Below are 16283 nucleotides of genomic sequence, written 5' to 3'. Positions count from 1 at the left end.
AGCCATCATGCTGACGTTTTTCATCAAACGCCCGCGCTTCGCGATGGTGATTGCGCTGGTGATAACCCTGCTGGGTGCCATCGCGCTGAAGATTATCCCGGTGGAGCAGTACCCGCAGATCACCCCACCGGTGGTGAATGTCTCCGCCAGCTGGCCCGGTGCCAGTTCGGCTGACGTGGCGGAAGCCATTGCCACGCCGCTGGAGACTCAGCTTAACGGCGTGGATCACATGCTCTATATGGAATCCACCAGTTCCGATGAAGGTGCCTACAGCCTGAACATCACATTTGCGGCAGGGACCGATCCGGATCTGGCCGCCATCGACGTGCAAAACCGCGTGGCGCAGGCTGTGGCGCAATTGCCCACCGAGGCGCAGCAAAACGGCGTGCAAGTGCGTAAACGCGCTACCAATCTGATGATGGGGGTAAGCCTTTACTCACCGGACAATACCCACACGCCGCTTTTCGTCAGTAACTACGCCAGCACGCAGGTGCGTGAAGCGCTGGCGCGTTTGCCGGGCGTCGGGCAGGTGCAGATGTTTGGCGCACGCGACTACAGCATGCGTATCTGGCTGCGTCCGGATCGCATGAACGCCCTGAACGTGACCACCGATGACGTGGCTCAGGCGTTACGCGAGCAGAACGTCCAGGGGGCGGCAGGCCAGGTCGGAACGCCGCCGGTGTTTAACGGCCAGCAGCAAACCCTGACGATTAACGGCCTGGGGCGTTTAAATCAGGCTGAGGACTTTGCGGACATCATTATCCGTGCGGGGGAGATGGGCCAGCTGGTGCGCCTGAAAGATGTCGCCGCGATTGAACTGGGGTCGCGCAGCTACAGCTCCGGCGCCCAGCTGAACGGGCATGACTCCGCCTATCTTGGCATCTACCCTACGCCGTCCGCCAACGCCCTGCGCGTAGCCGATGCGGTTCGCGCGGAGCTGGCGCGACTCTCTGCACGTTTCCCGGACGATCTGACCTATGAAGTAAAATTTGATACCACCACCTTTGTCGCCGCGACCATCAAGGAGATTGGTGTCTCGCTGGCGCTGACCCTGCTCGCCGTCGTGGTGGTGGTTTCCTTATTTCTGCAGAGCTGGCGTGCGACGCTGATTGTGGCGCTCGCTATTCCAGTGTCGCTGGTCGGCACCTTTGCGGTGCTCTATACCCTCGGTTATTCGGCCAACACGCTCAGCCTGTTCGCCATTATTCTGGCGCTTACCATGGTGGTGGATGACGCCATTGTGGTGGTGGAGAGCGTTGAAACGCTAATGGCGGAAGGGCAAAGCCGCACGGCGGCTACCGCACAGGCGCTGCGCCAGATTGCCGGGCCGGTGATTGCCACCACCCTGGTGCTGCTGGCGGTGTTTGTGCCGGTGGCGCTGCTGCCGGGGATCGTGGGGGAGTTGTATCGCCAGTTCGCAGTCACGCTCTCCACCGCCGTCACGCTCTCAAGCCTGGTGGCGCTGACCCTGACGCCAGCGCTCTGTGCGCTGTTGCTGCGCCCGCGCCCGAAGAAGCCAGCCGCGGTTTACCGCGTTTTCAACCGCGGACTGGATACCACGCGCACCGTTTATACCCGCATCGTTAACTGCATTAACCTCCGTCCGTGGCTGGTGCTGCTGGCAACGGCCGGTGCGGCGGGCGTGGTGGTGTTCAGCTTTATGTCAATGCCAAAGGGCTTCCTGCCGCAGGAAGATCAGGGCTACTTCTTCGCCAGCGTGCAACTGCCGGAAGCGGCGTCGCTGGAGCGTACCGAAGCGGTGATGACCACCGCGCGGGAGCTTATCGCCAGACACCCTGCGGTCGAGGATGTGATTCAGGTCTCCGGTTTTAACATTCTCAACGGTACCAGCGCGTCTAACGGCGGGTTTATCTCCATCATGCTGAAGACATGGAGTGAGCGTCCGCCGCTTGATGAGGTGATGGGAACGCTGCAGCGTCAGCTGCTGGCGCTGCCGGAAGCGACCATCATGACCTTCGCCCCGCCGACGTTGCCGGGGTTGGGCAACGCCTCCGGCTTCGACCTGCGTATTCAGGCCCAGGCGGGGCAAAGCCCGGCGGAGCTGGAACGCGTTACCCGCAACGTTCTGATAAAAGCTAACCAGCATCCGCAGCTTAACCGGGTGTTTACCACCTGGAGCAGCAACGTGCCGCAGCTGACGCTGACCGTTGATCGCGAGCGCGCTGCCCGCCTCGACGTGCCGGTCTCGCGCATCTTCAGCAGCCTGCAAACCGCCTTTGGCGGCACGCGTGCCGGGGATTTTAGCGTTAACAACCGCGTCTACCACGTGGTGGTACAGAACGAAATGCAGTGGCGCGAGCGTGCCGGGCAAATCAGCGAATTGTTCGTGCGTAGCAATAACGGTGAGCGGGTGCGTCTGAGTAATCTTGTCACGATTACCCCGACCGTTGGCGCACCGTTCCTGCAGCAGTATAACCAGTTCCCGTCGGTGTCAGTGAGCGGGTCGGCAGCAGACGGCGTGAGCAGCAGCACGGCGATGGTCGTGATGAGCGAGCTTCTGGCGGAAAACCTGCCTGCCGGGTACGACTATGCCTGGAGCGGGATGTCTTATCAGGAGCAGCAGACCGGAAATCAGGCCATCTGGATTGTCCTGGCCGCGGTGGTTATGGCGTGGCTGTTCCTTGTCGCGCAGTATGAGAGCTGGACGCTGCCCGCGAGCGTGATGCTCTCAGTCCTGTTCGCCATCGGTGGCGCGCTGGTGTGGCTGTGGATCGCGGGATACGCCAACGATGTGTATGTGCAGATTGGCCTGGTGCTGTTAATCGCGCTGGCAGCCAAGAATGCGATCCTGATTGTCGAGTTTGCCCGCGCACGGCGTAATGAGGGGATGGCGATTGTCGATGCGGCCCGTGAAGGCGCCTCACGCCGCTTCCGGGCGGTGATGATGACGGCGGTGTCATTTATTATCGGTGTGCTACCGATGATGCTGGCGTCCGGGGCAGGGGCGCAGAGCCGCCGCATCATTGGCACCACGGTGTTCAGCGGGATGCTGGTGGCCACCGTGGTCGGCATTCTGTTTATCCCGGCGCTGTTTGTGCTGTTCCAGCGCCTGCGTGAGTGGGGGCATCGCCTTACGGACTCGTCGCCCACAGCTCGCAATGTTTCTGAACCAGAGAAATAAGCGAACCGCCGTCTGCGATAAAATCGCGCATGCGCTGCGCCTCGCTCTTGCCCTGTTTTAACATCAGGGCTATTTCCTTAATCGCGCTCGTCGCGCCGAGCTTCTCGGCCGACGGCGCAACCTGCTCCAGCAGCCACCCAATATCTTCCGCCACGGTTTTGTGCTCGCCAGTCTGCACGTCCGTCAGAATGCCCTCTAACCCGTAACGACATGCCTGAAAACGGTTAAAGCGGTACAGCAGAAAATCCTTTTCCTGATGCTTATAGGGCCGCGTGGTCAGCAGCCAGTGAGACGTCGCCTGAATCAACCCGGCGATGTTGATCGCGTGGCCGAGCGTCAGCGGTGTATCCATCACCCGCACTTCGACCGTGCCAAAATGCGGGCTGGGGCGAATATCCCAGTGCAAATCTTTAATGCTGTCGATCATGCTGGTGGCGCTCAGACGACGAAACAACCCTTCGAACTCCTGCCAGTTGTTCACCCACGGCATCTGTCCATTATCCGGAAATCCCGAGAAGATATTGAGTCGCGACGAGGCGAACTTCGTGTCCGTACCCTGCATATAGGGTGAGGACGCCGCCAGAGCAATAAAGTGGGGGACAAAGCGCGACAAACCATGCAGCAGATAAATAGCGTCGTCGCCGGTCCGACACCCGACATGCACGTGCTGGCCGAATACCGTCGCCTGCAAAATCAGATAGCCAAACCGTTCGAGCGTGACGTTATAGCGCTCGTCATCGCACACCTCCTGACGCTGCCACTTCTGGAAAGGGTGCGTCCCACCGCCGCAGATCTGAATATGCTGCTCCGCAGCGGCGCGCAGAATACTTTGCTGCATCACCGAGATTTGTGCGGCGGCCTGATCAATGTTCTGACACACGCCGGTGGCGATTTCGAGCATGCTCTCGGTGATATCGTGCTTCACTTCCCCGCCTTTGATGTCGTCTTTGACGGCAGCGATAAGGGCGGAGGAGTCCTGGCTCAGATCGTACCCCGGCGGGTTAACCACCTGCAGTTCAAGTTCAATACCAAGGGTATAAGGTTCAGAGGAATGGAAATCGGGTAATGGCATGGTGCACTCCGTTGTCGTAGATGAAATGAGTATAGACAACGGGTATGGCTCCCACTTCAGGCGGTGGTATAAAGTGACGTGTGGCGGCTATGCTGAACGCCACGGCACACTGATTAGGGCTTTAGCGACCAGGGGAGTTAACAATGTCTGACTATCCAACCATTGCGCTGATTGGACCCGGTGCAATCGGAACCACTATCGCTGCGGTGCTGCATGAGGCTGGCCGCACGCCGCAACTGTGCGGACGTACCGCACACCCGCAATTACGTTTGCGGCACGATGAGGGTGAAATCGTGGTACCCGGTCCGGTATTAACCGATCCGACGGTCATCGATCGTCCGTACGATCTGGTTTTTATCGCAGTGAAAACGACCCAGAACGCCGACAGCGCGGGATGGCTGAACGCGCTGTGCGATGAAAACACGGTGGTTTGCGCGTTGCAAAACGGCGTCGAGCAAAAGGCCCAGCTTGCACCGTGGGTCAATGGCGCGACGGTACTGCCGTCGGTGGTCTGGTTCCCGGCGCAGCGTGAGCCGGATGCCTCCGTCTGGCTGCGGGCCAGTCCGCGGTTGACGCTGCCGGATGTGCCGCAGGCAAAACGGGTGGCTGATGCGCTGAACGGCACGCGCTGCGCGGTAGACTTGTCGGCAGATTTTCTTACCGTCGCATGGCGCAAGCTGCTGCAAAATGCGGTTGCAGGCCTGATGGTGCTTGCGAATCGTCGTGCCGGGATGTTCTCCCGTGAGGATATCAGCGAGCTGGCGCTGGCGTATTTGCGCGAGGGGCTTGCCGTGGCCCGAGCAGAAGGCGCGGTGCTGCACGATGACGTTGCGCAGGAGATCCTGGCGAATTTCCAGCGCGCACCTGCCGATTTAGGCACGTCTATCCTCGCCGATCGTCAGGCCAACCGTCCCATGGAGTGGGATATCCGCAACGGCGTGATCCAGCGCTATGGTCGTGCTCACGGTATTCCCGTTCCGATTAGCGATGTGCTGGTTCCCCTGCTTGCTGCAGGCAGCGAAGGGCCGGGTTAACGGCCGCTGACTTTTCGTTCGGCAAAATAGTGCGCGGGCGTGGTGCCCATGGCTTTCCTGAACATGGTGATAAACGCATTCACGGATTCATACCCAAGCGTTGTCGCCACGTTCTGGACCGGGACACCGCTTGCCAGCTCCTGCAGGGCAATAATCAACTGCAGCTGCTGACGCCAGCGGCCAAAGCTCAGCCCGGTCTCGCGCGCCATCAAACGTGCAAAGGAGCGCTCGCTCAGCGCCAGCCGTTTCGCCCACGCTTTCAGGGTGCTTCTGTCGTCAGGATGGCTGACCAGCGCGTCGGCCATGGCACGTATTTTGGGATGGGCTGAAACGGGCAGGCTCAGCTTCTGCTGCGGCATGCTGGCGAGCTCATCAAGCGTCACTCTGGTCAGCCGCGCGGCATGGCTCTCTGGCGGATAATCAACGCGTTCATGCGTCAAACGGTCAACCAGCGCTTTGATTAACGGGGAAATGGCCAGCGTGCAGCATTTCTCCGGCAGCGCGGCGGCACCGGGCTCAATAAACAGATAGTTGAGATGAGCATTCCAGGTCGCTTTGGCGCTGTGTGCGATCCCGCCAGGGATCCAGACGGCACAGTCTGGCGGCACGATCCAGATATCATTTTCCGCATGACAAATCACCGCGCCATACAAAGCAATAATCAGCTGCCCCTTACGGTGGGTGTGCACCGGCACTTCCGCGGCGTACTCCACGAAATCCAGATGTCGGGCTACGGCCGGGCATGCGGTGGCGTCAGGATCGAAGAGCGTATTGGCAAGTTGAGGTTTCACGTTTCTGGCAACATTTAGGTATTTTTTGACAGAATAGAGTATTTAAGCGGGTTCGCAAGCCAGTAATAATTCTGGCATGAACATATTAAACGCTTTTCATTTTCATTCGTGGCGCACCATACGTGAGCGGTTTTCTCCCGTGCTGCGTAACGATGCCAGCGCGTTGCTCTATTCCGCGAGAAGTTTTGCAGCGGCGATGCTCGCTTACTACATTGCGCTGTCGATAGGCCTCGAACGTCCATCGTGGGCCATTATTACCGTCTATATCGTGTCGCAGACGTCGGTAGGGGCCTCGCTGAGCAGAAGTCTCTATCGTCTGGCCGGCACCGTTGTGGGGGCCTGCGCCACCGTTGCGATCGTACCTGTCTTCGTCAATATGCCGATCCTCTGCAGCGTGATGCTATCGGGCTGGATCACGTTCTGCCTCTATTTATCTCTGCTGGAGCGCACCCCGCGGGCGTATGCCTTTGTGCTGGCCGGGTACACTGCGAGCCTGATTGGTTTTCCTGCGGTATCCGACCCCGGCGGGATTTTTAATATCGCCATTATCCGTGTGCAGGAGATTGTCATTGGGATCTTCTGCGCGGCGCTGATACATCGCTATGTGTTACCCGCGCGTATCTCCGGCCTGTTCAACAGTAAGTTATCGCAAACCCTGCACGCCGCGCGTGAGCGGGTGGCTGACACCCTCGCAGGCAAACCCGTCGCGGTTTCAGACCCGCTGCATCTGGCGCTGGCGCTGCAGTTTCTGCAGGGCATAAGCCATCATATTCCGTATGATTTTGCCCTGTCTGCTCCGGTGCGGCAGGGCAGAAAGGCTATCCATGACCGGCTGGCGCGGCTGGTCATCGTCAACTGTGAATTACGCGATCGCTTACCGGCGACGGTGCCTGCCGGGTTGCAGGTATTGCTCGACGACGTTCAGGCCTGGCTGGGGGATGAAGATGCTGCACGCAACAGCACGGCAGATGCGTTAATAGCACGCAGTGAACAGCTCGCAGAGCGCTACGCTGCAGAGGCCCGGACGATGAACGACGCGCTGCTGGCCAGTTTTGTCCGTTATCTGACGCAGGCCATTACGCTGTTGCAGCAGTGCGAACGTCTTTCTGATGCCATCCACCATGCGAAGCCCGCCCACGGACTGACGGCGGGCAGGGCAGTTAAAGGGTATGTTTTTCACCGCGATCCTCTTACTGCCGCCCGCACCTCGCTGGGCGCGTTCGCCATCATCCTGAGCGGCTGCCTGGTCTGGATCTTCTCCGCCTGGCCCGATGGCAGCACGGCGGTCTCTATCCTTGGGGTCTGCTGCACGCTGTTTGGCAGTTTCGACACCCCGGCTCCGCACATTGTGAAATACATTATTGGCTCGTTCTGGGGCGTATTGATTAGCCTGCTGTACAGCTTTGCGCTGCTTCCGCAGGTGAGCGATTTCCCCGTGCTGGTGGCCGTGCTGGCGCCGGTATATCTGCTGGCCGGGTCGCTTCAGGCACGTCCTCCCACCACGTTTATGGCGATGGGGATCACCCTGACGCTGCCGGTATTGTGCGAGCTGGGTGCCCACTACAGCGGAGATTTTGCCACGGCGGCCAATACCGCCATTGCGCTGTTTGCCGCAACCGGCTTTGCTGTTATCAGCATGAGCCTGCTGCAAACCGTGCAGGCCGACGCGGCCATCGCACGTCTGCACACGCTGTGCCAGCGCGATATTCGTCGCAGCGTGAAGGGCAAGCTTCTGCTGGATGAGACGCACTGGACCAATCTGATGATTGACCGCGCTGCCCTGTTACTGCCGCGCCTGCAGCGCAGCGGACGTGCCTCAGAGCAGGTGCTTAACCCGCTGCTGCGCGCGCTGCGCATCGGCCTTTCAGTGATGCATTTACGCCGCTGCGGTATGCCCGCGAGCAGGGAGATTAGCGCGCGCCTGTATCACCTGAACGACACCGACGCCTTGCGTGAACACATCGCCGACCACATCCGCCTCAGTTTGCCTGCCACAGATGCACAAACGCGCCAGTTTGTCGGCCATCTGGTGGATTTACATTGCGCATTACGGAGGGCAGACGATGGTCAATGATCTGAATATCGGGGGCGTTTTTATCCCGGGACTGCTTGTCACCGCGCTCGCGGCGCTGGCCTGCACGCTGGCACTCATCGCGCTTTTATCGCTCAGCAGGCTCTACCGTCGTTTGCCTTTTCGCCCGCTGCTGGACGTTTCAACTTATCTGGTCACCTTTTTCCTGCTGATGCAGGGCCTGACCGCGCTGGGGTTATTTAGATGAAATCACTACTTTCTCTGGTCGGTCGCTATGCGCTGACGTTATGTGCCGTCGTGGCGGCCACGCTTCTGGCTTTTATGATGTGGAAACATTATGCGCAAACGCCCTGGACCCGCGACGGCCGGGTACGGGCGGATGTGGTACAGATTGCGCCGGACGTATCCGGGCCGGTAATCCGCGTGGCTGTCCGGGATAACCAGTGGGTTAACCGGGGCGATGTGCTCTACGCTATCGACCCGCACTGGCTCACGCTGGCGGTGGCCAGCGCGCAGGCGGAGGTGGAATCCAGACGGCATGAGATGGTGATGCGACAGGATGCCGCCAGGCGACGCGCACAGATTAAAGCCGCGATTTCCAGCGAGGATTTACAGCAAACGGGCAGCGCCGCGAACGTCGCGGTGGCGAATTATCACGGTGCGCTGGCCGCGCTGGAGCTGGCCGAGCTTAATTTGTCCCATGCCACCGTACGGGCTCCCGTCTCGGGTTATATCACCCATCTGCGGCTTCGCCCGGGGGACTATGCCACCGCGGGGGAGACTAAGGTCGCCATCGTCGATGCGCACAGTTTCTGGGTGGTGGGGTATTTCGAGGAGACCAAACTTCGCCATATTCGCGTTGGGGACACGGCGCATATCGTGTTGATGGGCTATGAACCGGTGATTGCCGGGCATGTTGAGAGCATCGGCCATGGGATCGGTGATAACAACGATGAGACGGGCGGGCTTGGGCTTCCCGACGTCGAGCCGACGTTTAGCTGGGTGCGGCTGGCGCAGCGCGTCCCGGTGCGCATACATATTGATGCATTGCCGAAGGGGATTGAGCTGGTAGCCGGGTTGTCGGCGAGCGTGGAGGTGGTGCCGGAATGAGGGGCGTCAGCGTACTGAAGGGAAATTCGATCGTGAGCGCTCTTGAGCAAAAAAAACCTTACCGCCCGGCAGAGAGGCGGTAAGGACAGGCAAAGTGGCATAAAAGAGAGGAAAAATACCTGAAATGAGGGTGATGAAACTGTCTGTCAACGTGCCTTACAGGACGTAGCGCACGCCGAATACAAATTCATTGTTCACCAGGCGTCCACGCAGGTTTTCATCCTGCAGACTGCGGGCGTTGACAAAGGTGTTACGGCCGCTTTCGATATTGCCCATATCGACATAACGATAAGTGGCGTACAGGGTCAGATCGTCGATAACTTCATAAGACGCACCAGCACCCACGGAGTAGGTAAAGTTGGTTTGCGTGTTGCCAGCAAACTCGCGGGTGTCATTACCCTGCCAGCCACCCACTTTCACTTTTGCCACACCGGCACCCGCCGTTGCGTACAGGGCGAATTTATCGGTGATCATAAAGTCACGATAAACGTTGAGCATTGCACGTTCAGAATCAACTTTCATGTGGTTGAAACTGGTCGCAAACGTGGAAGATCCGCTGGTGAATTCTGTTTTTTCTTTAAACACATATTCCGCTTCGGTACGCCAGTTATTGCCGAACTGATAGCCGGCGGCCACGGAACCGTTCAGCTTGTGCTCTTTTTCGTCCCCGGCCACAAATGAACCGATCCCCGGGCGTTCGCTCAGGTTCATGCTCTTGGCCTTCTGATGGGTGTCAATCAGGTTCAGGGCGCCGTAATAGCCTTCTTTAACGTTTTCGGCAGCCAGTACCGGGCCGGAAGCGCACAGTGAAATCACAGAGGCGAATAAAACACGTGGCGTTACTTTCATAATAAGTTCCTTTTTATCTTTCCGATAAATGACAGATAGCTTTACTTATTTCAGCTTTTTAATAGCGTCGAGTGCGCAGGCTTCATCAATATCACCGCTCGGCGCGCCGCCAATACCAATGGCACCGATGGTGGCGTTATTTTCTTTAACCGGTACGCCGCCAGCCAGTAATAAGAAACCAGGGATATCGCCGAGGTTTTTCGCCGCCGGATACTTATTTGAGTTTTCCAGAAGCTGGCTGGTCGCCGCTCCGCTGGACGCAGAGGTAAACGCTTTCTGATAGCTGGCTGTCAGGGTGTGTGGCCCGGCGTTATCCATACGCTGTACCGCGCGGGTGAGGCCTGCAGCATCGACAACCGTTACGCTGACGTTATAGCCTTTAGCGCTGCACGATTTAACGGCTTCGCTGGCGAGTACAGATGCCTGTTCCAGAGACAGGGTGGACTGCGTCAATGATTTAGCGTGCGCAGTCATGGTTAATGCTGTGAGCACAGGCAGAATAAGAAATGTTTTTTTCACAAGGAATACCTTTTAATTAATGAGGCGTAAATAATAAAAATAAAACGCCCGTGAGGTTGATCAGCAAGAGCATCAGAATAAGAAAGCGCAGTTCTGTTGTAGTGGTCTCAAATAAATTATTTAACATGGCAACCTTCTTTATTTCAAAAACGTTGCCATGGTGACAACGGGGTCACTATATAAATTCCAGGTCAGTGAGATACATGAGGGCAGGATGATAGGCGTGTAAGGGAAGGACTATAGGCGTGTAGTCCTTGTCGGTGAAAAACAGGACAGGCCAGGCGCAGGCGCCCGCTCGACAGCGTGTGAGGAAAAGTAAACCTGAGGTTAGCGTGGTGTGGTGAAGGCTGTAATCGCCTGATTCAGCGCCGCGACGTCCCTGAGCAGGGTCTGGAGGCGGGGCACAATTTCAGACTCGACGGGCTGCCTTGTCCCTTCGCATGCCTTTTCAAGACTGCGACACTGCTGCGCTATCGCAGTTGCGCCAATGATATCGGCGGCACCGGCCAGGCGATGTACGTGATACGCCAGCGCTGCCCAGTCGCCCTGACGGGCCAGCGTAAGGCAGGGTTGCATGTCGCGTTGGTTTTCATCCCGCGTGGCATTCAGCAGGGTGAACAATAAGGTATTGTCCTCGCCGGTTAACGACCGAAGATTGTCCACACGGATAAACTGGCCGAGGCCTTTCGGGTCAGCAAGTTTTGTAGTCGCCTCTTTTGGGGATACCCGCTGTAGACCCGCCTCCAGTTGCTTCAGATTGAGCGGTTTGAAAAGGCAGTCGTCCATACCTGCGGCAATACAGCGGCTACGCTCTTCGGGCTGAGCATTCGCGGTGAGACCAAGGATAATTAACGGTTTTTGCTGCCGTTCCCGTAACAGCCGGGTGAGGGTTAGCCCGTCCATCACCGGCATATTACAATCGGTGATGACCATATCAACCTGCTGTTCGCTCCAGCGCACAAGGGCTTGTTTGCCGTTTTCTGCCTCGACAACCTCATACCCCAGGCGGATCAATTGCTGCCTGAGCAGGAGTCGGCTTGCCGGGTGATCGTCTACAGTCAGTATGCGTAGCGGGCGCGCCGCCGAAGGGGATTCCGTCACATTTTTCCCTTTAAGACCTGGTGTTGGCTCATTCTATTTTGTTGCGCAGGGCAAAATCATAAATGTCTTTCGGGCTTTTAAGATCGAGCTTTTTCATCAGGCGGCGTTTATAGGTGCTGACCGTTTTATCACTGATCATCATTTCCCCGGCGATATCGACAATCCGGCTTCCTTTTGCCAGAAAATGCAGAACCTGCAGTTCCTTATCCGACAGACTGGCAATATTCCCTTTGTCATCCAGCGGAATATCCTCTGCGGCAATCTGGCGGGCGCGGTTAATCGGGAAAAAACCATAGCCACTTTTGATTGCACGGATAGCGTCATGAAGTTCCGTCAGATTATTGCGCTTGCTAATAAACCCATCGGCGCCCGCACCGGCACAACGCTTAATATAATGATCGTCATCTTTACCCGTCAGAACCAGGATCCCGCCTTTAAAATCATTCGCACGGAGTCGCTGAACAACGTTAATCCCATTGATTGTAGGAATATCGATATCGACAATAACCAAATCCGGAAGTAACTGACGTGCCTGTTGTAATGCCTTAAGGCCATCATCAGTCTCGCCGATCACCGTCATCCCGTCTTTTTCCAGCAACATTCTCACCGCCAGACGGGCAACCGGGTGGTCATCCACGATTAATACGCTATTCATTTTATCATCCTGGTTCAAAGGGCTTTGCCTGATGAACACAGGCATGAATATTATGCATAACTATACCATATCTGCAACGATATTACCCGCCGGTCAATAAGCGGAAAATAGCGCTATTTCAATGACATGAAAATTAGAGTGGTGGGTTTTTCTGGCATATTTGTTCGGCAGGAACGACGGGGTAATCTTTTTTATATTGACCCAAAAGTACCGTTTTTCGTTCTTCAGGTGACTCCTGTCTTTTACGTTAATACGAAATAATGCCTCCCGAACACAACACAGAGGGAGTTCTTGTTATGAAAACGATTTTCCGTACCGCACTGTTGGTGAGCATGATGAGCGCATTTTCCAGCCAGGCCACCGCACAGGAGACAAATCAGGTGAATACAAAAACGATTCGCGCGATGTCAGGCGCTGTTGCTACGACGTCTTTATCCGCATCTGAAACCGCGTTAATCGTGGTGGATATTCAGAATGAATATTACGCGGGTCAGGACTTCCGTGGCCGGATGGTTATCCCGGATGGCGCGGATGTGTTGTTGAAAAACAAAAAGCTGGTCGAGTATGCACACCAAAAAGGGATGCCGGTCTACTTTGTGCGCCACATAACAAAAAATAACCCGCAGCAAAACGGTACGCCGCTGTTCGCTGAGAATTCCGTATTTGCCCAGTTCCATAAGGATCTGCAGCCGATTGCGCAGGACACCATTATTACCAAGGAGACCCCGAGCGCTTTCGTGGGCACCGATCTGGATGCCCGCTTAAAGAAACAGGGAATTAAAAAGGTCATCGTGGCGGGCCTGATGACGCATATGTGTATCTCATCGACTGCACGTGATGCTGTACCGCTGGGTTATAGCGTGATTATTCCGGAAGATGCGACAGCCACGCGCGATCTGGATGACGGGAAGGGGGGCGTGGTGGATCACGACACGCTGCAGCGTGCAGCGCTGGCAGGCGTCGCGGATGTCTTTGCTGAAATCATGACCACGGATCAGGTGATGGCGCTGGCGGTGGAAAAATAAGACCGAACTGAAACCCCTGTGGCCAGCCAGCCCTCTATACTGGCTGGCTTACGGAGGCGGTCATGACATTGAAAATTGGTATCGTAGTCTTTGAAGGCATTATTCCTTTTCACCTTTCGGTGCCTTATGCCGTGTTTGAGAAAGCACTGACGCCGCAGGGGGACGCCCTGTGTCAGCTCGTGGTTTGTGCCACTACACCCGGCGCGCTTAAAACCAATGCCGGTTTTTCCATCGTGGTCGACCGAGGTCTGGATGCGTTAGCCGGGATGGATATGGTGATTGTGCCGGGCTGGGATGTGCCTGAGCATGCACCGGAGCCTGACCTGTTAACGGCGTTACAAAACGCGCATGCGGCCGGGTCCCGCATTGTTGGGTTGTGTATGGGCACGTTCGTGGTGGCCGCCGCAGGCCTGCTGGAAAACCGTCCGGCAACGACGCACTGGCGGTGGGCGGCGGACTTTCAGCGTCTTTATCCTTCAGTGCAGATGGATAAAGATGTGCTTTACATTGATGATGGCGATGTTGTGACGTCAGCAGGAACGGCAGCCAGTATCGACTGCTGTTTGCATCTGGTTCGACAGGCGTGGGGTGCGGATGTCGCCAACCGCGTGGCGCGCTTGCTGGTGGTGCCGCCTCATCGTCAGGGCGGGCAGCGGCAGTTTGTGGAGCTGCCGGTGCAGAATACGCGTCGTGGAGATAACTTCACCGACGCGCTGGCCTGGGCAACAGAGAATTTACAGCTGGCCATCACGCTGGACTGCGTGGCGGAGAAAGCCTGCATGAGCCGCAGGAGCTTTACCCGCCGCTTTCAGCAAACGACGGGGGAACGTTTTTCAAACTGGCTTTTGAACCAGCGCATTCTCGTTGCCCAGCGCTTTCTTGAAAAAACCGATCGGCCAGTGGAAGATATTGCCGAACGCGTCGGCTTCCCTTCCACGACCTCTTTACGGCGCCACTTTCAAAAGCAGCTTAATACCTCACCTTCCCGCTATCGTCGCGAGTTTCGTGGTCGTTAGTCATTTCCCGGCGTCATTTCTGTTCAATAGAGATAATTACGTTTTGCCAGATCCACCAGTTCAGTCAATTTGGATATTTTAAATTTCAGCATGATGCGCTTTTTATAAGCGCTGACGCGTTTATTATTTATATTCATTATGCCGGCAATGACCTGATTGCTGTAGCCCGCAGAAATGTAGCGCAAGATACAGATATCAGTATGGGATAGCGATAACAACAACGAGGCGTCTCGCGGGTATTTTGTCCGGTGCAGCCTCAGTTCATTGCCATAACAGAACTGGCCGGATGCGACTTTATTGACAGTCCGGACGATGTTGTCCAGCGTACTGTTTTTATTAAGATAGCCGGCAGCTCCCGCCTTCCTGCTAAGCTGAATGTGAAAATCACTGGATGATGAGGATAAAATCATTACCTGTGTATCAGGGATATTTTTTATTAACTGAGCCAGAGAAGAAAACACGTCTGGCTGTTGTTGCAGATGCTCCATTATTATCAAGTCGGCGTTGAACAACGAATGTTTGTCCAGCAATTCTTCCATTGTGCCAAACTGCGCAACAATCTGATGACCATGTTCTGATAATAAGCCCTGGAGTCCAGCGCGAAGCAGTGGGCTGGCGTCCATGACAATGACTTTTTTGCCTGACATTCCTGGTTGTCCTGAATCGGGAAAGGAAAAATTTATTCTCTATCCCGTCAATGCAAATTTGGCTAAGACTTGTCTTTAACTGAGACTTTATTTTCCCCCTCAGCGCTGTCCTGCCTGGCCTGCCAGATAACAGACCAGTCCTTTTATTACATCTCCTTGCAACCTTAACCTGGTCGTTTGCGACAGGTCTTATTAAGACTCCGTCGCTCTGACAGGAAGATAGCGTCAGCCAGGGAAAGAATCCCGTATGGAAGTGCGTCTGGCGCGTTGCGCAGACACAGATCGATTATTTACACGAGAATTTAGCGAATGAATCTCAAGCCAGTAAATATTGCAGTCGTTGATAAAAATACGATTGTCAAAGCCGACGTTCTGCGCAGTGAAAAAATAGGCAGTGCCGTCAAAATTAAAGCCATCCCGAATGCAAAATACATTCTTGCTGAAGGGGAAAACGGCGTTGCGCCAGAAAACATTACCCTGAAACGTGTCGGTAAAGACCTGTTCATCATGCTGGAAGGCACTGATGAAGATCAGCCGCAGCTGATTATCGAAGACTACTTTGATAATCCGGGTGAACTGGTCGGTAAAGGGGAAGATGGTCAGTGGCATGAATACATCGCCACCGACGGTGATGATGACCACGAAGCTGCTTTCCTGCTGGACGGTGAATCCTCTGCGCAAGCGCTGGGCGCAGGCGCGATTGCCAGCCTTGACGGTCTGGCGGTTGCGGGTACCGCGTTTTCCCCTGCCTTGCTGGCACTGGGTGCATTAGCGGCGATTGGTGCGGCGATTGGCATCGGCTCCATTATTCGCCATAACCGTGGCGGCAATGACGGTGGTGATAACGGCGACGTTATTCCCCCTCCACCGACAGGTCCTGGCAAACCAACGATCGGCGAAGTTGAGGATGACGTTGGCCCGATCACTGGCCCTATCCACAACGGCGATGCCACTGACGACGCCCAGCCTGTATTCCGTGGCGGTGGTGCGAACCCTGGCGATACCGTTGAGCTGATTGTCGACGATGAAGTCGTGGGCACCGCGATCGTGGGTGAAGACGGCAACTGGGAAGTGACGCCAGAAAAACCGCTGCCGGAAGGCGAACATGAAGCGGTAGTGGTCATCACCGACCCTGAGGGTAACGCCAGCGAACCGTCCGATCCTATTGATTTCGTGGTCGATCTCACCCCGCCGGAAAAACCGGTGATTGGTGAGGTGGAAGATGATGTCGGTCCGGTGGTTGGCCCAATCAATGACGGTGACACCACTGATGACGCCCTGCCTGTATTC

Annotated in this window: 15 protein-coding genes; 8 read left to right on the top strand and 7 right to left on the bottom strand. The window is 56.3% G+C overall.

Annotated features, from left to right (window positions below):
- Positions 1-7 precede the first annotated feature (7 nt).
- Entirely contained in the window at positions 8-3142 is a 3135-nt protein-coding gene (locus F8561_RS02510; protein ID WP_063858398.1) for an efflux RND transporter permease subunit, read from the top strand.
- Here F8561_RS02510 and F8561_RS02505 read toward each other — a convergent pair.
- Positions 3093-4214 carry a YbdK family carboxylate-amine ligase gene (locus F8561_RS02505; protein ID WP_040016833.1) on the bottom strand — a complete coding sequence of 374 codons (1122 nt, stop codon included), beginning with the start codon at positions 4212-4214 and terminating at the stop codon, positions 3093-3095. The two genes, F8561_RS02510 and F8561_RS02505, sit on opposite strands and share 50 nt — an antisense overlap.
- Before the next feature lie 143 nt (positions 4215-4357).
- Here F8561_RS02505 and F8561_RS02500 point away from each other — a divergent pair, with 143 nt between their 5' ends.
- Positions 4358-5248, top strand: a complete 891-nt coding sequence (locus F8561_RS02500; protein ID WP_032677591.1) for an oxidoreductase — start codon at positions 4358-4360, stop codon at positions 5246-5248.
- On the opposite strand, the gene F8561_RS02495 is transcribed toward F8561_RS02500, so the two are convergent.
- Positions 5245-6039 carry an AraC family transcriptional regulator gene (locus F8561_RS02495; RefSeq protein ID WP_025204769.1) on the bottom strand — a complete coding sequence of 265 codons (795 nt, stop codon included), beginning with the start codon at positions 6037-6039 and terminating at the stop codon, positions 5245-5247. The two genes, F8561_RS02500 and F8561_RS02495, sit on opposite strands and share 4 nt — an antisense overlap.
- A 76-nt stretch (positions 6040-6115) precedes the next feature.
- Between F8561_RS02495 and F8561_RS02490 the strand changes: the two genes are divergently transcribed.
- The 3 genes from F8561_RS02490 to F8561_RS02480 are packed head-to-tail and all read left to right on the top strand — an operon-like array spanning position 6116 to position 9181.
- Positions 6116-8113: an FUSC family protein gene (locus F8561_RS02490; RefSeq protein ID WP_151887112.1), complete on the top strand. Its 1998-nt coding sequence runs from the start codon at positions 6116-6118 to the stop codon at positions 8111-8113.
- Positions 8103-8318: a DUF1656 domain-containing protein gene (locus F8561_RS02485; protein ID WP_020885123.1), complete on the top strand. Its 216-nt coding sequence runs from the start codon at positions 8103-8105 to the stop codon at positions 8316-8318. The genes F8561_RS02490 and F8561_RS02485 overlap by 11 nt, the downstream gene beginning before the upstream one ends.
- Positions 8315-9181: an HlyD family secretion protein gene (locus F8561_RS02480; RefSeq protein ID WP_151887111.1), complete on the top strand. Its 867-nt coding sequence runs from the start codon at positions 8315-8317 to the stop codon at positions 9179-9181. The genes F8561_RS02485 and F8561_RS02480 overlap by 4 nt, the downstream gene beginning before the upstream one ends.
- A gap of 156 nt (positions 9182-9337) precedes the next feature.
- On the opposite strand, the gene F8561_RS02475 is transcribed toward F8561_RS02480, so the two are convergent.
- The 4 genes from F8561_RS02475 to F8561_RS02460 form a co-directional block, all read right to left on the bottom strand.
- Positions 9338-10030 (bottom strand): outer membrane protein, encoded by a 693-nt coding sequence (locus tag F8561_RS02475; RefSeq protein ID WP_032681508.1) that lies wholly within the window; start codon positions 10028-10030, stop codon positions 9338-9340.
- 45 nt (positions 10031-10075) lie between these two features.
- Complete coding sequence (locus tag F8561_RS02470; protein ID WP_020885120.1) at positions 10076-10549, bottom strand: GlcG/HbpS family heme-binding protein; 474 nt, start codon at positions 10547-10549, stop codon at positions 10076-10078.
- A 327-nt stretch (positions 10550-10876) separates the two neighbouring features.
- The gene (locus tag F8561_RS02465; RefSeq protein WP_151887110.1) at positions 10877-11650 is read right to left on the bottom strand and encodes a response regulator; all 774 of its coding nucleotides are present in this window, start codon (positions 11648-11650) and stop codon (positions 10877-10879) included.
- Positions 11651-11678: 28 nt separating this feature from the next.
- Entirely contained in the window at positions 11679-12305 is a 627-nt protein-coding gene (locus F8561_RS02460) for a response regulator (protein ID WP_020885118.1), read from the bottom strand.
- A 296-nt stretch (positions 12306-12601) separates the two neighbouring features.
- Here F8561_RS02460 and F8561_RS02455 point away from each other — a divergent pair, with 296 nt between their 5' ends.
- Positions 12602-13330, top strand: a complete 729-nt coding sequence (locus F8561_RS02455; protein ID WP_151887109.1) for a cysteine hydrolase family protein — start codon at positions 12602-12604, stop codon at positions 13328-13330.
- A gap of 62 nt (positions 13331-13392) precedes the next feature.
- Positions 13393-14346 carry a GlxA family transcriptional regulator gene (locus F8561_RS02450; protein ID WP_151887108.1) on the top strand — a complete coding sequence of 318 codons (954 nt, stop codon included), beginning with the start codon at positions 13393-13395 and terminating at the stop codon, positions 14344-14346.
- Between the two features lie 23 nt (positions 14347-14369).
- On the opposite strand, the gene F8561_RS02445 is transcribed toward F8561_RS02450, so the two are convergent.
- On the bottom strand, positions 14370-14993 hold the full coding sequence (locus F8561_RS02445) for a response regulator transcription factor (RefSeq protein WP_047744057.1): 624 nt from the start codon (positions 14991-14993) through the stop codon (positions 14370-14372).
- Positions 14994-15302: 309 nt separating this feature from the next.
- Between F8561_RS02445 and F8561_RS02440 the strand changes: the two genes are divergently transcribed.
- Positions 15303-16283 (top strand): Ig-like domain-containing protein (locus tag F8561_RS02440; protein ID WP_226777980.1); only part of this gene is annotated, 981 nt, incomplete at its 3' end.

Origin of the sequence: Enterobacter sp. 198, from assembly GCF_009025585.1 — a bacterium.
Lineage (GTDB): Bacteria > Pseudomonadota > Gammaproteobacteria > Enterobacterales > Enterobacteriaceae > Enterobacter > Enterobacter ludwigii.
This window is presented reverse-complemented; position numbering and strand designations above follow the sequence as displayed.